Annotated in this window: 25 protein-coding genes and 1 tRNA gene; 3 read left to right on the forward strand and 23 right to left on the reverse strand. The window is 33.2% G+C overall.

The window, feature by feature from the left end:
- The 5 genes from IKZ35_00065 to rsmA form a co-directional block, all read right to left on the reverse strand.
- Positions 1–665: metallophosphoesterase (locus tag IKZ35_00065; protein ID MBR4892360.1), on the reverse strand; the 665-nt coding region annotated here is incomplete at its 3' end.
- Between the two features lie 464 nt (positions 666–1,129).
- A complete protein-coding gene (locus IKZ35_00070) occupies positions 1,130–1,570 on the reverse strand; it encodes a rhodanese-like domain-containing protein (protein MBR4892361.1) in 441 nt (146 codons plus the stop codon).
- A gap of 13 nt (positions 1,571–1,583) precedes the next feature.
- The gene (gene hydE / locus IKZ35_00075) at positions 1,584–2,630 is read right to left on the reverse strand and encodes a [FeFe] hydrogenase H-cluster radical SAM maturase HydE (GenBank protein ID MBR4892362.1); all 1,047 of its coding nucleotides are present in this window, start codon (positions 2,628–2,630) and stop codon (positions 1,584–1,586) included.
- Between the two features lies 1 nt (position 2,631).
- Positions 2,632–3,690 carry a tRNA 2-thiouridine(34) synthase MnmA gene (gene mnmA / locus IKZ35_00080; protein MBR4892363.1) on the reverse strand — a complete coding sequence of 353 codons (1,059 nt, stop codon included), beginning with the start codon at positions 3,688–3,690 and terminating at the stop codon, positions 2,632–2,634.
- A 12-nt stretch (positions 3,691–3,702) separates the two neighbouring features.
- Positions 3,703–4,548 carry a 16S rRNA (adenine(1518)-N(6)/adenine(1519)-N(6))-dimethyltransferase RsmA gene (rsmA, locus tag IKZ35_00085; protein ID MBR4892364.1) on the reverse strand — a complete coding sequence of 282 codons (846 nt, stop codon included), beginning with the start codon at positions 4,546–4,548 and terminating at the stop codon, positions 3,703–3,705.
- 177 nt (positions 4,549–4,725) lie between these two features.
- On the opposite strand from rsmA, the gene IKZ35_00090 reads away from it, so the two are divergent.
- Positions 4,726–4,802: transfer RNA gene (locus IKZ35_00090), tRNA-Met, on the forward strand.
- 245 nt (positions 4,803–5,047) lie between these two features.
- On the opposite strand, the gene IKZ35_00095 is transcribed toward IKZ35_00090, so the two are convergent.
- The gene (locus IKZ35_00095) at positions 5,048–5,248 is read right to left on the reverse strand and encodes a DUF378 domain-containing protein (protein ID MBR4892365.1); all 201 of its coding nucleotides are present in this window, start codon (positions 5,246–5,248) and stop codon (positions 5,048–5,050) included.
- A gap of 123 nt (positions 5,249–5,371) precedes the next feature.
- Here IKZ35_00095 and IKZ35_00100 point away from each other — a divergent pair, with 123 nt between their 5' ends.
- On the forward strand, positions 5,372–6,529 hold the full coding sequence (locus tag IKZ35_00100; protein ID MBR4892366.1) for a hypothetical protein: 1,158 nt from the start codon (positions 5,372–5,374) through the stop codon (positions 6,527–6,529).
- A 48-nt stretch (positions 6,530–6,577) separates the two neighbouring features.
- Entirely contained in the window at positions 6,578–7,297 is a 720-nt protein-coding gene (locus IKZ35_00105) for a creatininase family protein (protein MBR4892367.1), read from the forward strand.
- 466 nt (positions 7,298–7,763) lie between these two features.
- Here the strand turns inward: IKZ35_00105 and IKZ35_00110 are convergent, their stop codons facing one another.
- From IKZ35_00110 to IKZ35_00190, 17 genes are all read right to left on the reverse strand, one after another.
- A complete protein-coding gene (locus tag IKZ35_00110) occupies positions 7,764–8,489 on the reverse strand; it encodes a sialate O-acetylesterase (GenBank protein ID MBR4892368.1) in 726 nt (241 codons plus the stop codon).
- A 115-nt stretch (positions 8,490–8,604) separates the two neighbouring features.
- Positions 8,605–9,609: a galactose/methyl galactoside ABC transporter permease MglC gene (gene mglC, locus IKZ35_00115; protein MBR4892369.1), complete on the reverse strand. Its 1,005-nt coding sequence runs from the start codon at positions 9,607–9,609 to the stop codon at positions 8,605–8,607.
- A 12-nt stretch (positions 9,610–9,621) separates the two neighbouring features.
- On the reverse strand, positions 9,622–11,124 hold the full coding sequence (gene mglA, locus IKZ35_00120) for a galactose/methyl galactoside ABC transporter ATP-binding protein MglA (GenBank protein MBR4892370.1): 1,503 nt from the start codon (positions 11,122–11,124) through the stop codon (positions 9,622–9,624).
- A 1-nt stretch (position 11,125) separates the two neighbouring features.
- Positions 11,126–12,127, reverse strand: coding sequence for a galactose ABC transporter substrate-binding protein (locus tag IKZ35_00125; GenBank protein MBR4892371.1), 1,002 nt, complete (start codon positions 12,125–12,127; stop codon positions 11,126–11,128).
- A 111-nt stretch (positions 12,128–12,238) separates the two neighbouring features.
- Positions 12,239–12,523: a DUF1292 domain-containing protein gene (locus IKZ35_00130; protein MBR4892372.1), complete on the reverse strand. Its 285-nt coding sequence runs from the start codon at positions 12,521–12,523 to the stop codon at positions 12,239–12,241.
- A gap of 12 nt (positions 12,524–12,535) precedes the next feature.
- Positions 12,536–12,943 (reverse strand): Holliday junction resolvase RuvX, encoded by a 408-nt coding sequence (gene ruvX, locus IKZ35_00135; protein ID MBR4892373.1) that lies wholly within the window; start codon positions 12,941–12,943, stop codon positions 12,536–12,538.
- Between the two features lie 8 nt (positions 12,944–12,951).
- Positions 12,952–15,360 (reverse strand): leucine--tRNA ligase, encoded by a 2,409-nt coding sequence (locus IKZ35_00140; protein MBR4892374.1) that lies wholly within the window; start codon positions 15,358–15,360, stop codon positions 12,952–12,954.
- 15 nt (positions 15,361–15,375) lie between these two features.
- Positions 15,376–15,732, reverse strand: a complete 357-nt coding sequence (gene rsfS / locus IKZ35_00145) for a ribosome silencing factor (protein ID MBR4892375.1) — start codon at positions 15,730–15,732, stop codon at positions 15,376–15,378.
- Complete coding sequence (locus IKZ35_00150; protein MBR4892376.1) at positions 15,733–16,872, reverse strand: nicotinate-nucleotide adenylyltransferase; 1,140 nt, start codon at positions 16,870–16,872, stop codon at positions 15,733–15,735.
- A 13-nt stretch (positions 16,873–16,885) separates the two neighbouring features.
- The gene (locus tag IKZ35_00155) at positions 16,886–18,310 is read right to left on the reverse strand and encodes an N-acetylmuramoyl-L-alanine amidase (protein ID MBR4892377.1); all 1,425 of its coding nucleotides are present in this window, start codon (positions 18,308–18,310) and stop codon (positions 16,886–16,888) included.
- A 147-nt stretch (positions 18,311–18,457) separates the two neighbouring features.
- Complete coding sequence (locus IKZ35_00160; protein MBR4892378.1) at positions 18,458–19,855, reverse strand: oxaloacetate decarboxylase subunit alpha; 1,398 nt, start codon at positions 19,853–19,855, stop codon at positions 18,458–18,460.
- 14 nt (positions 19,856–19,869) lie between these two features.
- Positions 19,870–20,976: a sodium ion-translocating decarboxylase subunit beta gene (locus tag IKZ35_00165; protein MBR4892379.1), complete on the reverse strand. Its 1,107-nt coding sequence runs from the start codon at positions 20,974–20,976 to the stop codon at positions 19,870–19,872.
- 111 nt (positions 20,977–21,087) lie between these two features.
- Positions 21,088–21,456, reverse strand: coding sequence for a biotin/lipoyl-binding protein (locus IKZ35_00170; protein ID MBR4892380.1), 369 nt, complete (start codon positions 21,454–21,456; stop codon positions 21,088–21,090).
- Positions 21,457–21,468: 12 nt separating this feature from the next.
- A complete protein-coding gene (locus tag IKZ35_00175; protein MBR4892381.1) occupies positions 21,469–21,777 on the reverse strand; it encodes an OadG family protein in 309 nt (102 codons plus the stop codon).
- A gap of 15 nt (positions 21,778–21,792) precedes the next feature.
- Positions 21,793–23,304, reverse strand: coding sequence for a methylmalonyl-CoA carboxyltransferase (locus tag IKZ35_00180; GenBank protein MBR4892382.1), 1,512 nt, complete (start codon positions 23,302–23,304; stop codon positions 21,793–21,795).
- Positions 23,305–23,410: 106 nt separating this feature from the next.
- The gene (locus tag IKZ35_00185) at positions 23,411–24,127 is read right to left on the reverse strand and encodes an rRNA pseudouridine synthase (GenBank protein MBR4892383.1); all 717 of its coding nucleotides are present in this window, start codon (positions 24,125–24,127) and stop codon (positions 23,411–23,413) included.
- Positions 24,121–25,224: a D-alanyl-D-alanine carboxypeptidase gene (locus IKZ35_00190; protein MBR4892384.1), complete on the reverse strand. Its 1,104-nt coding sequence runs from the start codon at positions 25,222–25,224 to the stop codon at positions 24,121–24,123. Before IKZ35_00190 ends, IKZ35_00185 begins: the two co-directional genes overlap by 7 nt.
- Positions 25,225–25,249: the final 25 nt, after the last annotated feature.

The following is a 25,249-nucleotide window of genomic DNA, read 5'->3' on the forward strand; positions in this document are numbered from 1 at the left end:
TAAATCTTGTCAAATACCGCAGTAAACTTTTCATCAACTTCAACATCTTTATGGTAATGACCAAAAAACCATTTTTTACATGCCACACTGTTTTTTATCTTTTCCAGAAAATCTGTAAGTTGATTGATTTCATATGTTGGAGCAATTTTATCTTGAACAGATGTCGGGGCAGAATGGGTTATCACATAATCAAATTCAGAATTATTCTTTTTAAGATTTTCTTCTGCAGTACTATACTCTTTTTCGCTTGGCATTTCATCTTTCCACCAGTTTTTGCCTTCGGTTCGGTGCTCTTTGTCGTGCGAACTTGCCCCGCCAAATACGAAGAACTTCTTTCCGTCAATATGATATACTTCGCCTCTGATTAAATGATATATGCCATCATCAACTTTGTGTGCAATACTACCACCAAAATCTACTGTTGGGAGATTATAAAGCATCTCAAAATTTTCGTGATTGCCATCGATAAAAAGTGTCGTGAAATTTTTACTTTTCAACCACTTTATCCAATATTTTTCTTCATTACTACCGTCCCACACGCCACCAAAATCACCACATATTATCACATAATCATTTTTGGTCATTTCTTTTTGCTCTGGAAAACGTTTAGTGGAAAGTTTCTGTATATCGACTGGTATGTGTGTATCTCCTGTAATATATATCATTTTATGTTCCCTCAATGTATAAAAGTATTATTTATATCAGACAATCTTTATTGCAAGATAATTATACTATATAATTACTAATAATTCAAGAATGCAGATATATTTATTATATTTCCTTTTCTAACATTTTTCTAGCACTTTTCTAGCGAAAACCCAAAAAAGCTATTTAAAAGTGGCAATACCAAATCTGCTAGAACAGCAAAGGCTTTGAAGGTTTTTAACCCCTCAAAGCCTTGATTTTATGCGGTTTTTATCGCTTTTTAACTTCTTCTAACTTCCGCTTATTTCGTCTATCTAAAAAGACTGTCTAACAGCTCGAAATCGTTTTGTCCGCAAGGGCACGTGGGTTCGAATCCCACCTTCTCCGCCATGGCAAGGTTTTGTATAGTCAAAACCTTGCTTTTTGTATAACGAAAACCACCTGTATATCAGGTGGTTTGTTGGTTGTTATTATTATAGATATATTACTTTTCTATTTCATACGGCCAGTCGATAATACCACCGAATTCTTTTACATTGGTATAACCAAGCTTTGCAAGGCTTTCGGCTGCAATTTTGCTTCTGCGACCTGATCTGCAATACACAAGAATCTGTACATCCTTGTCGGGGAGCATTTCTTCTGACCTTTCTTCGATTTCGGTATATGGGATAAGAATTGCGCCAGGGATATGACCGTTATCGTATTCATCTTGTTCTCTTACATCAAGAATTATATATTCTTCCCCTGAGGTCATTATATTTTTGGCATTTTGTTGTGTTATTACTTTATACATTGCTTTTTCTCCTTTTTTGGAAACTATAATCGAAGTTGGGCCATCTGCACCTCCGATAATTCCTATACTTGTATCATTTGCACAAGCACAGAGCAATATACAAATACATATAATACATAATAATTTCTTCATATCGTTACCTTTTTTACTCTTTATAGTCTCCTCTTTCAAATGAAATTTCATATCCTATTTTTTTCATTTCATCATTTAAGATTTTAAGGCTTTCGGCTCCTTCTGCGCCTGTTGAAAGTTTACCGTTATAGAGAGTATATTTATCTCTTTTATCATAAGGAGAGAGGTTTGGCATTATAACATTCGCTCCTGCTTTTATTCCCTCTTCTCTGCCATTTGGAGACACTGAATTTAGTGCTGTGGTGGCAGGGATAAGGGCTTTATTACATAAAAGCCTTAAAATTCCTATTATAAAAGTTGTAAGTTTATAACTACCGTTTTCAAAATTTAAAAACGGGGTATCTTTATGGCTGATATACGGGCCGACGCCTATCATATGAGGTTTAAACTCTTTTATAAACATAATATCTTCTGCTATATTTGTAAGAGTCTGATAAGGGGCGCCTACCATAAACCCACAGCCTACCTGATATCCGATTTTTTTAAGGTTATAAAGACATTCGACTCTGTTTTTAATACTCATATTTTCAGGATGAAGTTTTGAGTAATGCTCACTGTTTATACTCTCATGCCTTAAAAGATATCTATTAGCTCCACAGTCAAAAAACTTTTTATAAGAGTCATAAGATTTTTCGCCCATAGAAAGTGTTATTGCGCAATCTGGGTATTTATTTCTTATTTCAGATATAATCTCACAGGTTAAATCATCTGTAAAATATCCGTCTTCCCCACCCTGAAGTACAAAGGTGCGAAAGCCAAGATTATATCCTTTTTCACAACAGATAAGTATTTCTTCTTTTGAGAGCCTGTATCTTTCCAAATTAAGATTGCTTTTTCTTATTCCGCAATAGAAACAGTCATTCTTACAATAGTTTGAATACTCTATAAGACCTCTTATATATATTTTGTTTGAAAAATTATTTAAAGTTACTTCTTTTGATTTATCAAACAAATAATTTCTTACTGATTGGTCATTACTGCTTTTAAGAAGATTAAGACATTCATCAAACGAAATATTTTGTTTTTCATATAAATTATCAATAGTTTTAAAAACAGTCATACTATATTATAGTTCCTCCGCCGACAACGATATCGCCATTATAAAAGACTACTGCCTGACCTTTGGTTATTGCTCTTTGAGGTTTATCAAATTTAACAAGCACATCTCCGTTATCAAGCATAGTAAGTGTTGCCGGTTCTTCTTTTTGTTTATATCTTGTTTTGGCTGTTACTCTTAAGTTATCCTCTGGCTTATCAAAGGGAATAAAGTTAACATCGGTTGCTACCAAGGTATCGCTCATAAGGTCGTCCGAATAGCCTAAGACTACTTTGTTATTTAAAATATCTTTTTCGCATACAAACATAGAAGATTTTAAAGATAAGCCAAGACCTTTTCTCTGGCCTATGGTATAATTTATAATTCCTTTATGCTTACCCAAAACATTCCCTGACTTATCTACAAATTCCCCAGGGACACTTTTTACTCCCAGATATTCTTCAATAAATTCACCGTATTTTCCGTCTTTTATAAAACAGATATCCTGACTGTCAGGCTTATTGGCATTAACAAAATTTAGGGAATTTGCTATTTCTCTTATTTTATCCTTAGTTAAATTACCAAGAGGGAAAAGAATTTTGGATAGTTGTTTCTGAGTTAAGGAATAAAGAACATAACTTTGGTCTTTTGATTCATCCAGACCTTTTTTCAAAAGATATTTATTAAGCGTCTTATCATATTCCACTCTTGCGTAATGGCCTGTAACAACTTTTGAATATCCCTCATTATCTGCCAAGTCAAGAATTTTTTTAAACTTTATATAACGGTTACAATCTACACAGGGGTTAGGAGTTCCACCGTTAACATAGGTTGAAACAAATTTATCTATAACTTTTTTATTAAAATCTTCTGTGAAATTTATAACTTCATAAGGGATATCAAGGACATCACATACTTTTTTAGCATCCAAAATATCCTGATTAGTACAACAGGACGGATTTTCATCTTTAGTTGTATGAAGTTTAAGGGTAACCCCTTTTAACAGATACCCTTCTTCTTTTATTAAATATGCGGCAACGGAACTATCCACGCCACCACTCATTGCAATTACAGCACTTTTCATTATATCACCAAATTAAAATAGTCTATCGGAGATTTTTGCAAATTCTTCAACTGATAATGTTTCTCCTCTTAAGTTACAGTCATATCCCAAATCGGTTATAATCTGTTCAATTTCTGCTTTGCTTTTTTGTGTTATACCACTGTTTGAAATTCCGTTAAGAAATGTTTTTCTTCTTTGGTTAAAAGATGCTTTTATTAGTTTAAACATATTTTTTTCACTTAACGGTGTTACACTCGGAGTATCTAGTATATCAAGTTTTACCACTGCAGAATCTACATTAGGCGCAGGGATAAAACAATCTTTAGGTACATTGGTTACAATACTTGATTTACTGTAATAATCTATAAGACAGGTTATAGCACCGTAGTCTTTACTTCCCGGTTTTGCAACAAGTCGGTCTGCGACTTCTTTTTGCACCATTACAGTAATTGATTTTAAATTAAATCTTCCTTCCAGAAGATATGTTAAAATCGGTGTTGTTATATAATACGGAAGATTTGCAACCAGGATAGTATTATCACTCTTAATGATAGAATTTAAATCAAACTTTAAAACATCTTCGTTAATAAGGTTAAAGTTATCAAATTCCAAAAAGAGTTCATTTAACACAGGAATTAAAGAATTATCTATTTCAACAGATGTAACAGATTTTGCATATTTTAATAAAGACTGAGTAAGACTTCCAAACCCAGGCCCGATTTCAATAACATCGGTATCCTTTGTTATTTTAGAATTATAGATAATACTTTCTACTATACTCTCATCACATAAAAAATTTTGCCCGAAGCCTTTTTTAAATTTAAATCCGTATTTTGCACATATTTTTTTTATAACCGATATATCTGTTAAATTTTCCATATAAATCTCCTGATTTTTATTTAAGCTTAATTTTATTTAATTTATTATACATTAAATTATAAAAAAATTCAATAATATTATATAGGCAGATTATAGATATTTTAAAATAAAAAAGATTTTTTATTAAAACACCTTGACAAACTTAAAATTTTAAGGTATAATCTCATAGAATGATTTGGCGGTGTAGCTCAGTTGGCTAGAGCATACGGTTCATACCCGTACGGTCGGTGGTTCAAGTCCACTCGCCGCTACCAAAACAAAAATCCTGTCGAAAGATAGGATTTTTTGTTTTGTATTATTCATTTTTCACTATTCAATATTCATCATTCATTAAGTTCGAAGGGTATTGATTTCTTCAATAAATACTGCAAAAAAGAACAATAATTGAATGTCATCTAAACGCAGTTTAGATTTCATCGTGAGCATTGCAAACGATTTCATTTTAATAACTTTTCCTTAAAAAAGACTACTGCTTACATATAAACAGTAGTCTTCTTTTTTAATTATCTTTTTCTGAATTTCTAAAAAGTAAAGTAAGCGTCCACAGACCTGCGATACCTACTATGGTAAATATAATACGGCTTAAAAGTGCAAGTTGGCCACCAAAAAGCCATCCTACGATATCGAAGCCAAATATCCCTATACTTCCCCAGTTAAGCGCACCGATTATTACAAGTATCAACGCAATTTTATCAATCATTTTTATAAACTCCTTTTTTATTTTTATTATTATCATATATACTCGTAATATTCATAAATATTGACTTTTTATTTGAATTTTTATATAATTTTATTATAATTTTTTTAAAAGGAGCATCCTTTAATGACTATTAAATTATATGACTTTGACAGTTATTTAACTGAATTTGATGCGCAAGTTTTAGACTGTGAAAAGTGTGGAGAACAATATAAAACAGAACTTGATAAGACTTTATTTTTCCCCGAAGAAGGCGGACAAAGTGCAGACAGGGGCACACTTAACGGTATAGAAATTACCGATGTTAAACTAAAAGACGGTGTTATTTACCACTACTCAAACCATCCTTTTACAAAGGGTGAAATGGTGCATGGAAAGATTGATTTTGATTTTCGTTTCAGGAATATGCAAAACCACAGCGGAGAGCATATAATCTCAGGGATAGCACATAAACTATTTGGGTATGACAATGTTGGATTTCATCTTGGAATTGACAATGTTACAATGGACTTAAGCGGCTACATAGAAGATGAGGATATTAAAAAAATAGAATTGCTTGCGAACAAGGCAGTATATGAAAATCATCCTGTAACTGCATATTATCCACCAGATGATGAACTTAAAAACTTAGAATACAGGGCAAAAGGCGAAATAAAAGAAAATATAAGAATAGTTAAAATCGGTAATCTTGACTTATGTGCTTGTTGTGCTCCGCATGTTAAGAACACAGGAGAGATAGGAATTATAAAGATACTTTCCAAGACAAGATACAAAGGCGGAGTAAGGCTTAATATTCTTTGCGGATATGATGCACTAAATGATTATTATAAAAAACATTATACAAATTCTTTAATATCTTCCCTTTTATCTGTTAAAGAGGATGAAACTTATGACGGTGTTAAAAAACTTCTTGATAACATTACATCTTTAAACATAAAACTTAATGAAAGAACTAAAATTCTTGCAAAACATATTTCAGACTCTGTAAAATTTACAAAAGACAACATTTGCCTATTCTTTGACGGAATGGATAACGACCATTTAAGGCTTATTGCAAACGAGATTAAAGAAAAAACAGAATCTTTTGCGATTATTTTATCAGGCGATGATAACGACTGTTACAGATATATAATAATCTCAAATAAAAAAAGCGCTGAAGAATTTACCAAAAAGGCAAATTTATCACTTTCCGGCAGAGGCGGAGGAAGATTAAATATGGCAACAGGAACATTTAAGGCAACTAAAAAAGAAATTGAAAATTACTTCTTAAATGTTATTGAATAAATAAAAAAACCATAGTATAATTAAGAAAAAAATGCAGGAGAATTTCAAATGATTAGTTATTATAATACAATTAATGATATCAATACTGATACTGTAATAATACCTGTTGGAAGCATTGAGCAACACGGTTCACATCTTCCTACCGGTACAGATTATTTTATTATTAAAAAACTTTCCGAAGAAGTGGCAAAGAAAATTGATGCATATCTTCTTCCACCACTTCCTATAAGCACTTGCTACGAACATTTAGGCACAAAAGGATGCGCACGTATGCGTCCGTCCACTTTTCAGGCTATGCTTACAGACATTATTCTTGATTTAAAAGACCAGGGCTTTAAAAAAGTTATAGTTATGATAGGCCACGGAGGTATATTTATTGCAGGACCTACAATAAGAGAAATAAATGCACTTTATGATGATATTGAGGTAATTAAAGTTGAAGCACTTGTAAACGAAAAAATCAGGGCTGTGTTTGACGGTTCCCCACTAAACGAGATACACGGTGGAGAATCTGAGACATCTTTAATGCTTGCGATTGAAGAAGAAACAGTTAAAAAAGACGAAATGGTAAAGAATGATTTTATACCAGACTGCCCAAGAGAATATCTTAACTATGCTCCTTTGACAAAACTTTCTCCAACAGGCATCTGGGGGCTTCCTTCCCACTCTACAAAAGAAAAGGGCGAAAAACTAATTGAATTAAAAGTAGAAGAAGCATTAAGAATTATAGAAGATGCATTTAAATATACTTCATCCGATAAATGGTAAGAAATTAAAAAACATAATATAAAAACTAAAAATACGCCTGTAAGACTTCCCATAAAGTCGATACCAACATCTAAAATTTTACCTGCGCGTCCCGGAATAAAAAGTTGATGTATTTCATCTGATATTGCATAAATAAGGCAAATAATAAGCGCAGGTATAACTGCATTTTTACTCTCGCAGTAACATTTTAAAAGAAGAAAGACAAGTATCCCGAATATCATATATATTCCAAAATGGGCAAGTTTTCTTATTAAGTTATTTAATTTTTCTGCTATATTTATAATCTCTGTTTCTGCTATCTCGGGGTTATCAGAAAGGTCTATAACATCAATTTTATCAAAGAATATTATAATATTCTTAGTAAACCCAAGACTTGTATCGTTAGATTCTGTTGCCGGTTGATTAGAAAAACAAAATATTGATATTGCCCAGGCAATGCACAAAAACCAGAGAATTATCTTTTTTATCATACTAACTCCTTGTATTTTTCGAAATATCTTAAACCAAACTCTCTTAATGAGTGTGAATCAAAATGAATTTTATCTTCTTTTAAATTAAGATTTTTTGCAGAAACTACTTTGCAGTTATTTAGTTCTTTTTCAATTTCATAAAATGTTTTATTAAGTTCTTTGACTGCTCCCTCGTCTACCCACTCCAAAGATACATCTTCAGAAAGTTCGCCTATTAAAACAGGCAGGTTTTCGTTTCCTAATTCTTTTCTTAAGGTATTTATCATTAAAATAAAGTCTTTTTTATATTTTTGAGGGTCTAAATTAGTGCAGTCGCTTTCCCCCTGATGCCATAAAATTCCACCGATTTGCGATGTTCTTTTTGCAAGGCTGCACATCATAACAGCATGGTCAAAAAGAATTTCACCCGGCATCCACTGTGAGAGTTTTGTACCACCATCTGCACATGGAATAAGTCCACATGAATTTTTATACTCTTTGGTAAAACTATCAGCAAAACTTGCTGCAAGACTTATACCACTATGAAATCTTATTCCCCATATTGCACGGTCAGGGTTTATCGGCTCACTCATTTTCTGCCATCTTCCCATTCTTAACATAAAGCATTTATCGTTATCTATTATATCAACATCTAAAAACTCGCCTCGCCCTGCCATATTGGACTGACCAATCATTAAAAAAGAAATTATTTTATCTTGTGAATTTACTCCGTCTTTTAACACATCATTTACCCTCTCTTTTTATAATATAATATTATTGATATTGTATACATTTTATAGGTTCTTGTCAATTAAATTAAACTAAAAAACCCTGTAAGAGAAGTCTTACAGGGAAAGATTATTTTTTTACAAGATATTTTCTTACATCTATTGAAACCGCAAGAATTATGATTATACCTTTTATAATATACTGATAATATGGGCTAATACCCACGAAATTAAGGCCATAATTTATAAACTGCAAGATTATTGTACCGATTATTACCCCTGGAATAGTTCCTACTCCGCCTGAAAAGGATACTCCTCCTACCACACATGCACTTATTGCATCCAGTTCATAATTTATTCCTGTATTACTGGTGGCAGAACCGACTCTACCCGCTTCTAAAAACCCTGCAATACCGTATAAAACACCTGATATTATAAAGACTGCCATTATATTTTTAAATAGGTTTACGCCTGATACTGCTGCGGCTTCAGGGTTACCACCTATTGCAAACATATTTTTACCTAGAGTTGTTTTATTCCATATAAACCACATTATAACAGCGATAATGGCAAGATAGAATATAAGATACGGAAGTTCAAGATTACCTATTTTAAGATAGCCTGTTACAAATTCTACATATCTTTCGTCAAAATTTGCTATTGGCTGTGCACCAAGGGGCGGACGGTCTATATATATGGCAGAAAGACCATATGCTATAAGTTGTGTACCCAAAGTTACAATAAATGCGTGAAGATGAAGTTTACTCACTCCAAAACCGTTTACTGCGCCAAATATTGCACCTACTCCTACTGCAATAATCAAAGGCAGGATAAGAGGAAGCGCCGGAAGATTAGGATACATTCTTGAAGCATAATTTACAGATTGGAGCAAAGATGCAGAAATTATTGCAGTAAGCCCTAAAATTCTACCTGCAGAAAGGTCTGTACCCTGCAGGACAATAAGACCTGCTACACCTAATGCGAGTATCCCCCTTGTTGACGCCTGACTTAAGATATTGGTTATATTTTTAAAGGAAATGAATGACGGGTCATGTATTATAACTGCTATTATCATTATTCCAAGAACTATATATAACGAATAATCAAGAAGAAGGTCTGTAATTTTTCGTTTCATTCATATCACCTCCTATATATATTTTGAAGCAAGTTTTAATATTTCTTCCTGCGTAATATTTTCATCATTATCAAGTATTCCTGCTACTCTTCCCTCTGACATTACCATTATTCTGTCGCATATGCCTAAAAGTTCAGTCATTTCGGAAGACACCATTATTACTCCTTTGCCTTTTTTTGCAAGGTCTAAAATAAGTTGGTATATTTCATATTTTGCACCTACATCTATTCCCCTTGTCGGCTCGTCAAGCATCAGTATTTCAGGCTCGGTCAGAAGCCATCTTCCCAAAATTACCTTTTGCTGATTACCACCTGAGAGCGTTTTTATATGAGTTTTCTGACCCGGGGTTTTTACCTTCATACTTTCTATTACCCATTTGGTATCATCATTCATTTTTGAGTCGTTTAGGACTCCTATTTTTGAATATCTTTTAAGGTTGGAAATTACTGAATTAAACCTTATACTAAGACCACCAAAAATTCCTGTACTTCTTCTTTCTTCGGTTAAAAGGGCAAATCCGTTTTTTATGGAATGGCGAGGCGTTTTATTATAAATTTCTTTATTATGAAGAAAAATCTTTCCTTCTTTTTTTCGCTTTATTCCAAACAGAGTTTCTAATAGTTCTGTTCTTCCTGAACCTACAAGCCCTGCAACACCAAGAATTTCTCCTTTTTTTAATTTAAAATTTACATTAGTTATTCCCGGAAAATAGTAAGATGTTAAATCTTCTACGCTAAGCACAACTTCTTGGGGGTTATTACTCTTAGGCGGGAAACGATGTGTCATATCCCTTCCCACCATAAGTTTAATAATTTTATCTATATCAAGATTCTCTGCGCGTTCGGTGGTTATCCACTTTCCGTCTCTCATTATGGTTACATCGTCTGAAATTTTAAGAATTTCTTCCATTTTATGCGATATATAAATTATTCCGCAACCTTTTTTCTTTAACTTATCTATTATTTCAAAAAGCCTTTTAACTTCCTCTTCGGTTAAGGATGACGTCGGCTCGTCAAGAACAAATATTTTTGCATTGTACGAATAGGCTTTTGCTATTTCTATCATTTGTCTTTGGGATACAGAAAGTTTATAGATTTTTTCGTCAGGGTTTATATCCATATCAAGTTCGCTAAAAATTTTTTTAGTGTCTTCATACATTTTATTTCGGTTGATTATTCCTGACACGGTTGGAAATCTTCCTAACCACATATTATCCATTACAGTTTGCTTTAAAACCTGATTAAGTTCCTGATGAACCATTGCAACCCCGTTTTCAAGGGCTTGTTTTGAATTTTTAAAATTTACTTTTTCTCCATCAATATATATTTCCCCCTCGTCTTCTCTGTATACACCGAAAAGACATTTCATAAGGGTAGACTTCCCTGCTCCGTTTTCGCCCATAAGTGAGTGGACTGTACCGTGCCTTACATTAAGTTTTGCCCTATCGAGTGCCAAAACTCCCGGAAATCTTTTTGTTATATCTACCATCTGAAGAACAAATTCGCTTTTACTCAAATTATTCACCAACTCCGGTATATGATTTATATGGAATTCTTACAGAAACTCCTGTTTCGTCAAACTGATAATCTGTTCCCTCTGTTATTGGTTTTGAATCTTTCATATTTATTGCGCTTCTGAATAAAATTTTACCCATTGCATCTCCGTCCTGAACTACTGTTCCTGACATATATCCTTTGGATATTAGTTCTTTGGCTGCGTCTGTTGCATCAACACCTACAACAGGAATAAATCTGTTTGGATCTCCTTTATTATAGTTTGCAGCCTGAAGCGCTGATATTGCACCCTGAGCCATTCCGTCGTTATTGGCTATTACAAACTCTATTTTATCGCCGAATTTTGTTATCCATGCTTCCATTGCTCTGTTGGCAAGTTCGGTATCCCAGTTTGCTACCTGAAGACCTAACTCTTCCGTTTTAACACCTAATTCCTGCGCTCTTTTAACTGACCATTCTGTTCTTGCTACTGCTTCAGGATTATCAGGCTCACCTTTAAACATTACATATTGCATTATACCGTCATTATTTTTATCATATTTTTTATCTTTCCAGATATCTGCTACAATTTCGCCCTGAATAACACCTGCATCTTTTGCATTTGTGCCTATAAATCTTGCTTTATCGTATGATTTTAATACATCAAGACTTGGCTCGCGGTTAAAGAAAATTATCGGTATATCGGCATTTTTGGCTTTATTTACTACTGTTTGTGCTGCACCAACATCAACGATATTTACTAATAGAACATCAACGCCTTTTTGAATTAACAAATCTATCTGGTCATTCTGAGTTCCCTGGTCGCCTTTACCGTCATTTAGTAGAAGTTCTGCTCTACCATCTGCGGCATTTATAAGAGAATTTTTAACTGTGGAAATATAGGTATCGTCATATTTATAAATTGCTACCCCTATTTTAGGAAGGTCATCCTCTCCAGCACCACAACCAAAAAGTGTTACAGTCAATATAGTTATTATTAAAACTGATAAAATTTTCTTTTTCATTTTTTTGTTCCTTTCTTTATTAAACTTTTAGTTCTATTTTAATTCTTTACAGAAAATAAAAAAAAATACAACTAAAAAAATTTAGTTGTATTTTTTGTTTTCTAAAAATTATTAATCGTTATCAAATTCTTCTTCGCGTCTTAGAAGTTCGTTAAATGCTTCCTCTTCTTCCTCTTCGGTTTCGATAAATGAGAAGATTTCTTCGCCATCAACTTCGGTAACCTTAAGCATTGTAACATCAAGCGGAATATTCTCGTCATATTCATCCTGAAGAGGTGTAACTGCTGCATAAACGCTTTCGTTATATTCAAACACATCAACTATTTCAAAGTCCTGTGCGTTTTCGTTTTCGTCATACAGGGTAACAACATCTCTTTCTTCATTGTACTGAGTCATTTTAAATACCTCCTATAAACTATCTAAATAACATTGCAGTATAAACACAGCACTTACTGTATCAACCACTTTTTTTCTTTTTTTGCCTCTTACATTGGCTTCGGATAAAACTCTGTGAGCACTCACTGTTGTAAGCCTTTCGTCCCACATAACAGTTTTAATTCCAAATCGTTCTTTTAATTTTTCGGCAAAGTCTTTTGCCATTTCTCCTCTTTCGCCTATGGTGCCATTCATATTTTTAGGAAGACCTATAACCACTGTTTCAACATTATTTTCTTTAATTACAGGCTCTAACTGATTTAAAAGGTCTTCTTTATCTTTATTATAAATTGTTCCATAAGACTGAGCTAAAAATTTAAGTTCATCTGACAGGGCAACGCCTGTTCTTGCGTCGCCCAAGTCAAGCCCCATAACTTTCATAAAAACTCCTATTTAACAACAATATTAACAAGTTTGCCAGGAACTGAAATAACCTTAACAATAGTTTTGCCTTCAATATTAGTTTTAATATTATCAAGTTCTTTTGCTCTTACTTCATACTCTTCTTTCGGCAAATCGGCAGGGATGATAAGTTTATCTCTTGTTTTACCGTTTATCTGCACAACTATTTCTATTTCGTTATCTACTGTTTTTTCTTCGTCATAAACAGGCCATTTTGCCTCATTTAACATTCCGTCAAACCCGTTTAACTCCCACATTTCTTCTGTAACATGAGGTGCAAAAGGATTTATTAAAATAAGAAGTGATTTAAGTTCTTTCTTATTTATTTTGCCAACCTTGTAAACATCGTTTAAGAATGACATTATTGCTGCGATAGCAGTATTGAACTTAAGGTTTTCAATATCCATTGATACTTTTTTAATTGTTTTATGCATTGATTTTTCAAGTTTTTCAGAGTACTCGTCTCCGTCAACCACTGCATTATTTAAGTTCCATACTCTTTCGATAAATCTGGAGCAACCTTTAATACCTGTTGCAGACCATGGTGCTGATTTTTCAAAATCGCCTATAAACATTTCGTATAAACGCATTGTATCTGCACCAAATTCTGATACGATATCGTCAGGGTTTACAACATTACCTCTTGACTTACTCATCTTTTCTCCGTTTTCGCCAAGAATCATACCGTGAGAAGTTCTTTTTGCATATGGCTCTTTTGTAGGAACTACTCCTATATCATATAAGAACTTATGCCAGAATCTTGAGTAAAGAAGATGCAAGGTTGTATGCTCCATACCTCCGTTATACCAGTCAACAGGTGTCCAGTATTCCAATGCTTCTTTTGATGCTAATTCATCTTTATTATCAGGGTCAATATATCTTAAAAAATACCATGATGAACCTGCCCATTGAGGCATAGTATCAGTTTCTCTTTTGGCATCCTTACCACATACAGGACAAGTTGTATTAACAAAACTTTCCATTTTAGAAAGTGGAGAATCTCCTGTATCAGTAGGCTCATATGAATCTACTTCAGGAAGCATAAGAGGAAGTTCTGATTCAGGAACAGGAACATATCCGCAATGCTCACAATGAATTATCGGAATAGGCTCTCCCCAATATCTTTGACGGGAGAATACCCAGTCTCTTAATTTATAGTTTACTTTCTTTGTTCCTATGCCTTCTTTTTCAAGGAATTCTATAATTTTTTCTTTTGCTTCGCTAACTTCAAGACCGTTTAAGAAATCACTGTTACAAAGTTCTCCTGAAGATGTTTCACAATATGCTTCTTTTAAAACATCTTCGCCGCCTTTTACAACTTCTATAATCGGCAAGTCAAATTTCTTTGCAAATTCCCAGTCTCTTGTATCGTGAGCAGGAACTGCCATAATAGCACCTGTTCCATATGTCATAAGAACATAATCGGATACATAGATTGGAATTTCTTTTTTATTAACAGGGTTAATTGCTTTTATACCTTCAATTTTAACACCTGTTTTTTCTTTAACAAGTTCAGTTCTTTCAAAGTCTGATTTTTTATTTGCTTCTTCTTTATATACTACTATATCATCATAGTTTGAAATTACATCTTTATATTCTTCAATAAACGGATGTTCAGGGGATACTACCATATATGTAGCACCAAATAAGGTATCAGGACGGGTAGTATAAACTCTTAGTTTATTCCCCACAGTAGTTTCAAAATCAACTTCTGCACCTGTTGATTTTCCTATCCAGTTTATCTGCTGGGTTTTAACCCTGTCAACATAGTCAACTTCGTCTAAGTCCTGAATAAGTCTTTCTGCATATTCAGTAATCTTTAACATCCACTGGCTTTTAACTTTTCTTACAACTTCGCTCTGGCATCTTTCACAAACACCGTTAACCACTTCTTCATTTGCAAGAACAACTTTACATGAAGTACACCAGTTAACTGCCATTTCCTTTTTATATGCAAGGCCTTTTTCAAAAAGTTTTAAGAAAATCCACTGAGTCCATTTATAATATTCAGGGTCAGTTGTGTTTATTTCCTTTGACCAGTCAAAAGAAAAACCTAAAGATTTAAGTTGTTCTTTAAATCTTTCAACATTATTCTTAGTAACTATTTTAGGATGAATTTTATTCTTTATTGCAAAGTTTTCAGTAGGAAGACCGAATGCATCCCATCCCATAGGATATAAAACATTATATCCTTCAAGTCTTTTCTTTCTTGAAACTATATCAAGAGCAGTATATGACCTTGGATGACCAACATGAAGCCCCTGACCTGACGGATAAGGGAACTCTACCAATGCATAGAATTTTTCTTTTGTATAATCTGTGCTGGTTTTAAAAGTTTGTTTTTCATCCCATATTTTTTGCCATTTCTTTTCTATATCTTTAAAATTATATTCCATTTTGCCTTAATTCTCCTATTCTGTAATAATATCGCTTATATCTATTCTTTCTGCATCCTGCCATAATCTCTCAAGAGAATAAAATGCTCTTGATTCTTTATTGAATATATGGCATACAACATCATTATAGTCAAGAAGCACCCATCCTGCTGTCTGATATCCTTCAATATGAGTAGGGACAATTCCCTCCTCTTTTAATTTGAATTCTATTTCGTCTGCAACTGCTTTAACCTGAAGCTCAGAATTAGCTGTACATATTACGAAATAATCAGTTATTGATGATACACCTTCTATCTTTATAAGGTCGATATCGTGGGCTTTTTTAAGGTCTGCAAGTTCAACAATTTTCTTTGCTTTTTTTAATGCATCCATTTATAAATTCTCCTTAATATAATCTCTTAATTCTAATACATTAGTCTGTACTTTATCTTCGCCAAGATAAGAAACAGTATTTTCAATAGACATAAGTATTGCCTTATCTATATTATTATAAGCCATTTCTCTTAAAATTTCAACACCTTTATACAATCTGTCCGAACTTATTAAATCGGCTATATATATAATCTTACTAAGAAGTGTCATATTTTTGTTTCCCAAGGTGTGAAAACGAATTGCATCAAGTATTTCTCTATCCGATACATTAAATTCCCTTTTAGCAATTATACTGCCTGTAAGAGCGTGAAGTACCTTTGGATAGGACAGTTCATTTTCCATAAGAGGATAGGTGTTAAATTTATTTATTAAATCTAACTGCTCATCTAAATCTATTTTTTTTGCGCAGTCGTGAAGAAGACCTGCATAATATGCCTTTTCGCAGTCTTCGTTATATACTTTTGCTAACTTATACGCCTCAAAAGCCACATTTTTACTGTGGATAAATCTTTTATCGTCAAGTTTTTCTTTTAACTTATTTATTTTATCACAAGGATAAACTGCGTGTTCTGCAATATATGAAAACACACCTGATGGAAGTTTATCTTCTACCTTGATAAAATTTTCAAACGCTTCTCTTATACATGATGAAGAAATATCGATCCCGTAAAAATCTATTACGGATATATTTGCATTATAAGTTTCTTCTAAATTTTTTATAATATTTTTATCAAGTTCATATTCAGGGCGTTTAACAAACACAAAATTTGCATATTTAAATAACTCTTCGGGGTTTTTCCAGCCTGATATTTTATCAATATTATCCGACCCTGCAATAAAATAAAGTTCGTCAAAAGGATATTTTTTTCTAAGATATTCCAATGTTAAATAAAGATAGGAAGTGTCATTTTTATCAATTTCAAAAGTATCCACAAAAAACTGAGGGTAATTTAATAAACTTATATTTAACATATTAAGTTTATCTTCATTTGAAATTGAACTTGATTTTTTATGCGGAGGAATTCCGTTCGGTATAAAAATAACTTTACCAAGCCCTAAATTTTCACAGGCTGTTTTTGCTATTTCAATATGGCCTTTATGAATGGGATTAAAGGTGCCTCCCAATATTCCTATTTTCATAATTAAACTTCCTTTATATATCTAAAACTTCAATAATACCGTTTGCTATTGCTTTTGCTATATCATTTATATATTTATTATCCATAAGTTTTTCCCTGTCTTCTTCATTGGTTATAAAAAGCGACTCGGTTATAACAGCAGGCATAGTAGTATTTTTTACAACATATAAAGATGCATTTTTTCTTGGGCCGAAATCTTTTGCATCGGTTGCTTTTACAAGATGTTTTTGCATAATTTTTGCAAACTCTTCACCCGATATATCATATCCTTCTTTTTTAGTATCATATGCATACATTACCATAGTACCACTTGTTTCTGGGTTTTCAGTAGCGTTATTATGCACACTTACAAATAAGTCGGCATTTTTTTTGTTTGCATACTCACATCTTTCTAATAAGGACAGATACACATCTTTTCCCCTTGTCATATACACATTTATTTTTTCTTCTTTTAAAATTTTATAAACCTTTAAGGCAATTTTTAAATTAACATCTTTTTCTTTTAATATAATTTCGCCATCTACTTCCCCTAACGCTCCAGGGTCAGAACCACCATGGCCAGGGTCTAATACAACGGTAGGATATTTTTTATTATAGACTGGCTCTTTATATATTATTTCTTCATCTTCTATATCTTCTTCATCTTCATCATCGGACGGTTTTTCGCCTTTTTCGTAGAATTTAACTGTAAGTTTATTGTCTTTTACCTTAAAATCATATTCAACCTTTTCATTAAGTTCTGCAACTAAACGGACAACGATAGGATCGTTAGAAAACTGAGCATATCTTAAAGTTTTATAAAAATCGCTATCAATTTCAGGCTCTTTTTTTGTATCTCTTATACAGTTATCTATATCTACTACAAGTCTTAAAGGCTCTGATAAAGAAAAAGAATTAAATGTTATATCTTCATTTTTAAAGGTTAAAGTAATTTCATCATCTTTTACAGATATATCTAAAAGATAATTTTTCTTAACTTCTTCTTTTTCTTCATCTTCTTTATCTTTAAGATAAACTGTTCTTTCCTTATCTGACCAGTCAACTTGAAGACCACTGTTTTCTGCTATAAATCTTAGAGGAACAAAAGTTCTGTCTGAAATAATTTTTGCAACAGTGTCAAGTTTATGCTTTGTTTTATTTACATATGCAATATCGCTGTCAATAGTAAATTTAATAGTATCTTCGCCGTTTATTATAGTAACTACTCTTGTTTTAGCGTTCCACTCGATATCTGCCTCTATGGCTTCAAATATCATTCTTACAGGAACTAAAACCCTGTCATTATGTATTATAGGTGCTACATCAGATTTTATAATTTTATTATTATATTTAACTTTAATGTTATCCTCTGCTCTTACAAAAACAGGAATTATTATTGCAATTATATTTACTAAAAAAAATACAAATAAAATAAGGGCTATAATATTTTTCTTTTTCATAATGCCTCCTTCATTTTCGATAGATATAAGGGTATAAAAACCCATTTACATTATAACCCAAAATACGACAAAGTTCAAATACAAATATATTACAAAATTGTGAATAATTTAATACAAAAAAGATGGTGCATTGCACCATCTTTTTAATTATACTGTATGAATTTTATTTTCGTTATCCATATGAGCAACATCCATTTTATATTTGGCTGCTTTTCTCTGCTCAAAGAATTTAACTGCTACTTTATCAAACAATGCATATGATAAAACGTCTTCATCCTGTTCCATATACTGTTTTGCTTCTTCTCTTAGTTTATCAAGTTCAGGAGCGATTTTATCTGCAGGTCTGCAAGTAATTCTTTCTTCGCCGCCTATAATTTTTTCAATTATTTCAGGCTTGATTTCTACAGGAGTTTTACCGTATTCGCCTTTTACAAGACCTTTTGTTTCATTGGAAATCATTTTATATCTTTCTCCACTGATTACATTTAAAACTGCCTGTGTACCAACTATCTGGCTGGTAGGTGTAACTAAAGGCGGATATCCTAATTCTTCTCTTACTCTTGGAACTTCTTTTAACACTTCATCAAACTTATCTTCTTTACCTGCCTGTTTAAGCTGAGAAACAAGGTTTGATAACATTCCGCCAGGAACCTGATATTTTAGTGTGTTAATATCAACTTTTAATACTTTAGGGTCAAGAAGACCTGATGCTAATGCTTTTTCTCTTAATGCACTGAAGTAATCAGTGATTTCTGATAATTTATCAAGGTCTATTCCTGTGTCATACTCTGTTCCCTGAAGTGTAGCAACTATTGGCTCTGTTGCAGGCTGGCTTGTACCAAGTGCAAATGGAGACATAGCAGTATCAACAACATCTATTCCTGCTTCGATTGCTTTTAAGTAAGTCATAGAAGCAACACCAGATGTATAGTGAGTGTGAAGCTGAAGAGGAATTTTAATTTCTTCTTTCATTGCTTTAACAAGGTCATATGCTGTATAAGGTGTTAAAAGACCTGCCATATCTTTGATACAAATAGAATTTGCACCCATATTTTCAAGTTCTTTACCCATTTTTACAAATGATTCGATATTGTGAACAGGGCTTATTGTATAACATACAGTAGCCTGAACATGACCTTTTTCTTTCTGGTCTGCTTTAATTGCTGTCTGAAGATTTCTAACATCATTTAAAGCATCAAATATTCTTAAGATATCAATACCGTTTGAAATTGATTTTTGCACGAAGTATTCAACAACATCATCTGCATAGTGTCTGTAACCTAAAACGTTCTGACCTCTAAATAACATCTGAAGTTTTGTGTTAGGTGCTTTATCTTTGATTTTTCTAAGTCTTTCCCATGGGTCTTCATTTAAGAATCTTAAGCAGGAGTCAAATGTTGCTCCTCCCCAACATTCTAAAGAGTGATACCCGATTTTATCTAATTTTTCAACTATCGGTAAGATATCATCAGTTGTCATTCTTGTAGCAATCTGAGACTGATGAGCATCTCTTAGGATAGTTTCGGTAATTTTTACTTTACTCATTTTATTTACCTCCATTATTTATACATTGCAAGGAATACACCTGCAGCAACTGCAGAACCGATAACACCTGCAACATTAGGGCCCATAGCGTGCATTAAAAGGAAGTTTTTAGGATTTGCTTCCTGACCAACTTTCTGAGACATACGAGCAGCCATAGGAACAGCAGATACACCTGCAGAACCGATAAGAGGATTGATTTTTCCTCCTGATAATTTACACATAAGTTTACCAAGAAGTAATCCACCTGCTGTACTGATACCGAATGCAACAAGTCCCATTACTATAATTTTAATTGTATTTAAACTTAAGAAATTTTCTGCAACTGCAGTTGCACCAACGCTTACGCCTAAGCAGATTGTTACAATATTCATAAGTTCGTTCTGAGCAGTTTTAGATAATCTTTCAACTACTCCTGATTCTTTCATTAAGTTACCAAGCATAAGCATACCAACAAGTGCTGTAGCATCTGGTAATACAAGTGCAATAACTATTGTTACCAATATAGGGAAGATAATTTTTTCTGTTTTTGATACAGGTCTTAACTGACTCATAACAATTTCTCTTTCCTTTTTGGTTGTAAGCGCTTTCATAATAGGCGGTTGAATAATAGGAATAAGCGCCATATATGAATAAGCAGCAACAGCAATAGCAGACAATAGGTGTGGTGCTAAAGTTTTGGTTACAAAAATCGCAGTAGGACCGTCAGCACCACCGATAATACCGATAGATGATGCTTCTTCTACGGTAAAGCCTAACAGTAATGAGCCAAAGAATGTTACGAAAACACCAAGCTGAGCCGCAGCGCCTAAGAATAAAATCTTAGGATTTGAAATAAGCGGACCAAAGTCTGTCATTGCGCCAACACCCATAAAGATAAGAGGCGGAAATATACCAAACTTAACCCCAAGATACAAATAGTCAAATATTCCACCGCTCTTTATTATCTGAGAGAACGGAACCATTGACGCACCGTTTTCCTGCAACTGGAAAAATTCCGGATGATATACACCTGAATTTGGAATATTTGTAAGAAGCATACCGAATGCAATCGGTAATAAAAGCATAGGTTCAAACTCTTTTACAATAGCAAGATATAAAAGAACGCATGATATAACAATCATAACAGCCTGTTGCCATGTGATAGAGAGTATGCCCATTGTGCTTATAAAGTTTAAAAAACTATCAATAATATTCAAAGCAAAACCTCCCTTATTATTTACTGTTATTTTTTATTAACCGATAACAGCAATAACAGTTCCGGTTTCAACTGTTCCACCAACATTAACATTAACAGATACAACTTTACCTGCGCATGGTGCAGGGATATCATTTTCCATTTTCATTGCTTCTAAAACTGCAATAGCCTGTCCTTCATTTACTGTATCGCCAACTTTAACATTTAATTTTAAGATTGTACCAGGCATTGGAGCTTCAACTTTTGTTCCGTTTGCTGGTGCACTTGCCTGAGGCGCAGCTTTAGGTGCCTGAGGAGCAACTGCTGGTGCAGACTGCATAACAGGTGCAGAAGATACTCCTGCTCCTACTTCTTCTACTGTAACATCATATGATTTTCCGTTAACACTGATTATATAATTTTTCATTTTCTTTTCCTCCTATTTATTCCAATTACTGATTCTTTTAATTGATTTAATCTTAAATTTTGACGCATCACTGTTTGTCATATTACATATTGCCCCAGTAATTACTGCAATAATTTCCAAATCGTCTTCATAAGGGGTTTCGATTACTTCCAAAACTTCTTCTTTCTTAACAGGAGCCTGTGATTTTTCTTTTTTCTTCACAGGTGCTTTATAAAAGATTTTTTCAAAGCCTAAAAGAATTGCCCAAAGAAGAATTAAAACCGAGAAAACGATTGTCATACCAATAACTAAAACAACTACGCCTTCGCCCATTTTATCCATACTTGCCACCTCATATTATAACGGCATATTACCGTGTTTTTTGTCTATAATATCTTCTCTTTTGGTAAGCAGAACATCAAATGCACTTACTAAAACAGGTCTTAAATATTCAGGGTCAACTACATCATCTATATATCCGCGTTTAGCAGCTTCGTATGGAGATGCAACTTCATCTTTATATTTATTCATAATTTCTATTCTGCCTGCTTTAGGGTCGTCATATTTTTTAATTTCGTCTGCATATAACATATTAAGGGCAACTTCCGGAGTTGCTGCTGTGATTACAGCAGTTGGAAGCGCATAAGAAAGGTCAGCGCCCATTTGTTTAGAATTCATATAAAGGTATGCTGCGCCATATGCTTTTCTTAATACTACATTAACTTTTGCTACTGTTGATGATGCAAATGCATAACCAAGTTTAGCAACGTCTTTAATCATACCCCATTTTTCGTCTTCTAAAGATAATTCAAAACCTTCAGAATCAGTAAATGAAAGCACAGGGATATTGAAACTGTCGCATTTTGTGATAAAGTCTGCTGCTTTTTTAGCACCAAGATTATCAATTACTCCGCCCTTTTCGTTAGGCTGGTTTGCAACTACGCCAACGGTAATTCCGCCTAATTTGATAAATCCTGTTACCATATTTTTAGCATAAGTTTCAGACACTTCCATAAAATCAAAGTTATCTGCAACTGATTTTATAATATCTTTTACATCGTATTCTGATTTGTCATCAGAAGGAATAATATTTATAATATCAGGGGTTGCTCTGTTAAAGTCGTCAGATGTATCTGTAATTTCTGCCTGTTCAAAATTATTTGAAGGAAGCAGGCCTAATAGTTTTTTAAGATTTAAAAAGGCATCTTCTTCGCTTTTTGCAACAAATTCGCAAGAACCGTTTGCACCGTTAAATGATGCAGAAGCAAAATCTACATTATCTTCATTGTTAACACCTTTTAAAACTTCCTTGCTTGTGATGTACATTTCAGACTGCTTGTCTACTATAAATGAAAAATCTGAAATTGCAGGAATAAATGTCATACTACCTGCGCATACACCTAAAACAACTGAAATCTGTGGAACAAGACCTGATGCGTCCACTGCTTTTTTCATAACTTCGTTATATGAACAAAGCGCGTCAAGACCGTCATCTAATCTTATACCTCCGCAATCAATAACAGACACGATAGGTGCACCTGTTTTAAGAGCTGCGTCATATACTTTTGCAATTTTTTTACAGTTCATTTCGCTGATGGAACCGTTAAGAACACCAAAGTCCTGAGCGTATGCGTAAACAAGTTTACCCATAACTGTACCGTAACCGGCAATAACACCGTCAGCATAGTTAGTTTCACCTGTCAGAACATTTCTGCTTTTTAAGAATGAATCTGTTTCGATAAATGTACCGTCATCAAATAACATTTCCAATCTTTCTTTTGCGGATTTTTTCCCGCTTACACTTCCGGATGCTGTTTTCTTATTTTCAGCCATTTCACGGAAGAGTTTTAGTTTTTCAAGATTATCCATAATACCCTCCTGATTTTTTTATATTAAGTAAAGATTTAAGCCAAAATTTCAGCCATAAACCCATTTTTACCCATCATTTATATACTACCCTATTTTTACCAGATAATCAATAGTTTTTTTTACATTTTTCGCTAAAAATTCTATCTAATTCTTTTTGGGAAAGTTTCTTCCATTCTCCCCTTTTCAAACTGCCGAGCATAAGGTTTCCTATGCTTATTCGCTTAAGTTTTAAAACTTTATATCCAACCGATTCAAACATTTTTCTTACCTGTCTGTTTTTACCCTGAGATATTGTTATAAGAACTTCCTTTTTCTCTTCATTTATTTCTTCTATAACACTTGCTATTGCAATGTAGTCTTCTATTGTAACACCGTCTAAAAGTTTTTGTTTATCCTCTTTAATTAAATTTTTATTTAAAGTTGCAACATATGTTTTTGTTATTTCAAACTTCGGATGAGTTACTTTATAGGTAAATTCTCCGTCATTAGTTAAAATCAAAAGCCCTTCTGTATCATAATCAAGCCTCCCCACAGGGAAAACTCTTTCTTTAATATTAAGAAGGTCAACCACAGTTTTTCTTCCCCTGTCGTCAGATACGGAAGATAGATATCCTGTCGGCTTATTTATCATTATATATACTTTTTCATCTTCTTTTTTTATAAGTTTCCCGTCAATTTCAACCCTGTCTGTAAGTTCATCAACTTTAACACCAAGTTCGGCAATGACACCATTTACCTTTACCCTTTTATTAAGAATCATCTCTTCTGCCTTTCGCCTTGATGTATATCCACATTCACTTATAAACTTTTGTAGTCTTACCATACCCTAAACACCTTTTTTAAATATTCAATATATGTCGCCTTTTTTGTTCTTTCAATTTCTTTTGAAGCAACAAGGTCGCATTTATATATTTCTTTATTATTTATTTTAACAACTGCTTCCCCTGCTTTATCCCCCGTTTTTATGGGTGCTTTTAATTTATCAAATTTACATTCTACAATATATTCATTCTTACCGTCAATAAGCACTCCGTAAAAATCTTCTTTAAAACGCACATCAACTTTATCTACATATGCATCTTTTACAAATGAGTATCCTGCAATACTGTCTTTTTCTATTATTCTTTCTTTTTTTACCCTTAAGAACCCCTCGTTTAAAAGTTTTTCGTGATCTCTCCAGTCGTCAGGCGCATTAAGAGTAACAACAACAAGTTTTATACCATCTCTTTCTGCCGCTGTAACAAGCGTTCTTCCTGATTTTTTTGTAAACCCTGTTTTAACACCTATACACCCCTCATACTGATTTAACATTCTGTTATGATTTGTTAAAAATCTTTTAAAACCGTTTTCTCCGTTTATGACCTTTGTTTTAGTTTTTACAATTTCAGAAAATTTTTCGCAATTTAGGGCATATGAAGTTATAAGAGCAAGGTCATATGCTGTTACATAATGGTCAGGGTGGTCTAACCCATTGGGGTTTGTAAAATTAGAATTTTTTGCACCGATTTCTTTTGCTTTTTTATTCATTAAAGATGCAAATTTCTCTACATTTCCTTTTATATGTTCAGAAATTGCAACTGCTGCGTCATTCCCCGAATTTAGCATAAGCCCATACACCATATTTTCCAAAGAGAGTTTATCCCCTTTTTTTAAATATATTGATGAGCCTTCCTGACTGCTTGCAAGATATGATGCAGTTACCATATCCGAAAGATTCCCTTCCTCAAGCGCACAAATAGCAGTAAGAATCTTTGTTGTACTTGCAGGTTTCATTCTTACATTTTCATTTTTCGCCATTAAAACTTTATTCAAAGACTGCTCCATAACAACATACGATTTTGCAGAAATTGAATCTGCTCCGTAGCATGTAAAGGTTGCAAATAAAAATATCAAAGTAAAAATAATATTCCTTTTTATCATAAAAATCACCCATTCATATACAGTC

The sequence above is a fragment of the Clostridia bacterium genome (assembly GCA_017554615.1).
Lineage (GTDB): Bacteria > Bacillota > Clostridia > UMGS1840 > HGM11507 > SIG450.

What these genes read in the sequence shown, in the direction of transcription:
- IKZ35_00070 (MBR4892361.1), bottom strand. Translation starts at nt 1,570, where the DNA reads ATGAAGAAATTATTATGTATTATATGTATTTGTATATTGCTCTGTGCT.
- hydE (MBR4892362.1), bottom strand. Translation starts at nt 2,630, where the DNA reads ATGACTGTTTTTAAAACTATTGATAATTTATATGAAAAACAAAATATT.
- mnmA (MBR4892363.1), bottom strand. Translation starts at nt 3,690, where the DNA reads ATGAAAAGTGCTGTAATTGCAATGAGTGGTGGCGTGGATAGTTCCGTT.
- rsmA (MBR4892364.1), bottom strand. Translation starts at nt 4,548, where the DNA reads ATGGAAAATTTAACAGATATATCGGTTATAAAAAAAATATGTGCAAAA.
- IKZ35_00095 (MBR4892365.1), bottom strand. Translation starts at nt 5,248, where the DNA reads ATGATTGATAAAATTGCGTTGATACTTGTAATAATCGGTGCGCTTAAC.
- IKZ35_00100 (MBR4892366.1), top strand. Translation starts at nt 5,372, where the DNA reads ATGACTATTAAATTATATGACTTTGACAGTTATTTAACTGAATTTGAT.
- IKZ35_00105 (MBR4892367.1), top strand. Translation starts at nt 6,578, where the DNA reads ATGATTAGTTATTATAATACAATTAATGATATCAATACTGATACTGTA.
- mglC (MBR4892369.1), bottom strand. Translation starts at nt 9,609, where the DNA reads ATGAAACGAAAAATTACAGACCTTCTTCTTGATTATTCGTTATATATA.
- IKZ35_00125 (MBR4892371.1), bottom strand. Translation starts at nt 12,127, where the DNA reads ATGAAAAAGAAAATTTTATCAGTTTTAATAATAACTATATTGACTGTA.
- IKZ35_00130 (MBR4892372.1), bottom strand. Translation starts at nt 12,523, where the DNA reads ATGACTCAGTACAATGAAGAAAGAGATGTTGTTACCCTGTATGACGAA.
- ruvX (MBR4892373.1), bottom strand. Translation starts at nt 12,943, where the DNA reads ATGAAAGTTATGGGGCTTGACTTGGGCGACGCAAGAACAGGCGTTGCC.
- IKZ35_00140 (MBR4892374.1), bottom strand. Translation starts at nt 15,360, where the DNA reads ATGGAATATAATTTTAAAGATATAGAAAAGAAATGGCAAAAAATATGG.
- rsfS (MBR4892375.1), bottom strand. Translation starts at nt 15,732, where the DNA reads ATGGATGCATTAAAAAAAGCAAAGAAAATTGTTGAACTTGCAGACCTT.
- IKZ35_00150 (MBR4892376.1), bottom strand. Translation starts at nt 16,872, where the DNA reads ATGAAAATAGGAATATTGGGAGGCACCTTTAATCCCATTCATAAAGGC.
- IKZ35_00155 (MBR4892377.1), bottom strand. Translation starts at nt 18,310, where the DNA reads ATGAAAAAGAAAAATATTATAGCCCTTATTTTATTTGTATTTTTTTTA.
- IKZ35_00160 (MBR4892378.1), bottom strand. Translation starts at nt 19,855, where the DNA reads ATGAGTAAAGTAAAAATTACCGAAACTATCCTAAGAGATGCTCATCAG.
- IKZ35_00165 (MBR4892379.1), bottom strand. Translation starts at nt 20,976, where the DNA reads ATGATTGTTATATCATGCGTTCTTTTATATCTTGCTATTGTAAAAGAG.
- IKZ35_00170 (MBR4892380.1), bottom strand. Translation starts at nt 21,456, where the DNA reads ATGAAAAATTATATAATCAGTGTTAACGGAAAATCATATGATGTTACA.
- IKZ35_00175 (MBR4892381.1), bottom strand. Translation starts at nt 21,777, where the DNA reads ATGGATAAAATGGGCGAAGGCGTAGTTGTTTTAGTTATTGGTATGACA.
- IKZ35_00180 (MBR4892382.1), bottom strand. Translation starts at nt 23,304, where the DNA reads ATGGATAATCTTGAAAAACTAAAACTCTTCCGTGAAATGGCTGAAAAT.
- IKZ35_00185 (MBR4892383.1), bottom strand. Translation starts at nt 24,127, where the DNA reads ATGGTAAGACTACAAAAGTTTATAAGTGAATGTGGATATACATCAAGG.
- IKZ35_00190 (MBR4892384.1), bottom strand. Translation starts at nt 25,224, where the DNA reads ATGATAAAAAGGAATATTATTTTTACTTTGATATTTTTATTTGCAACC.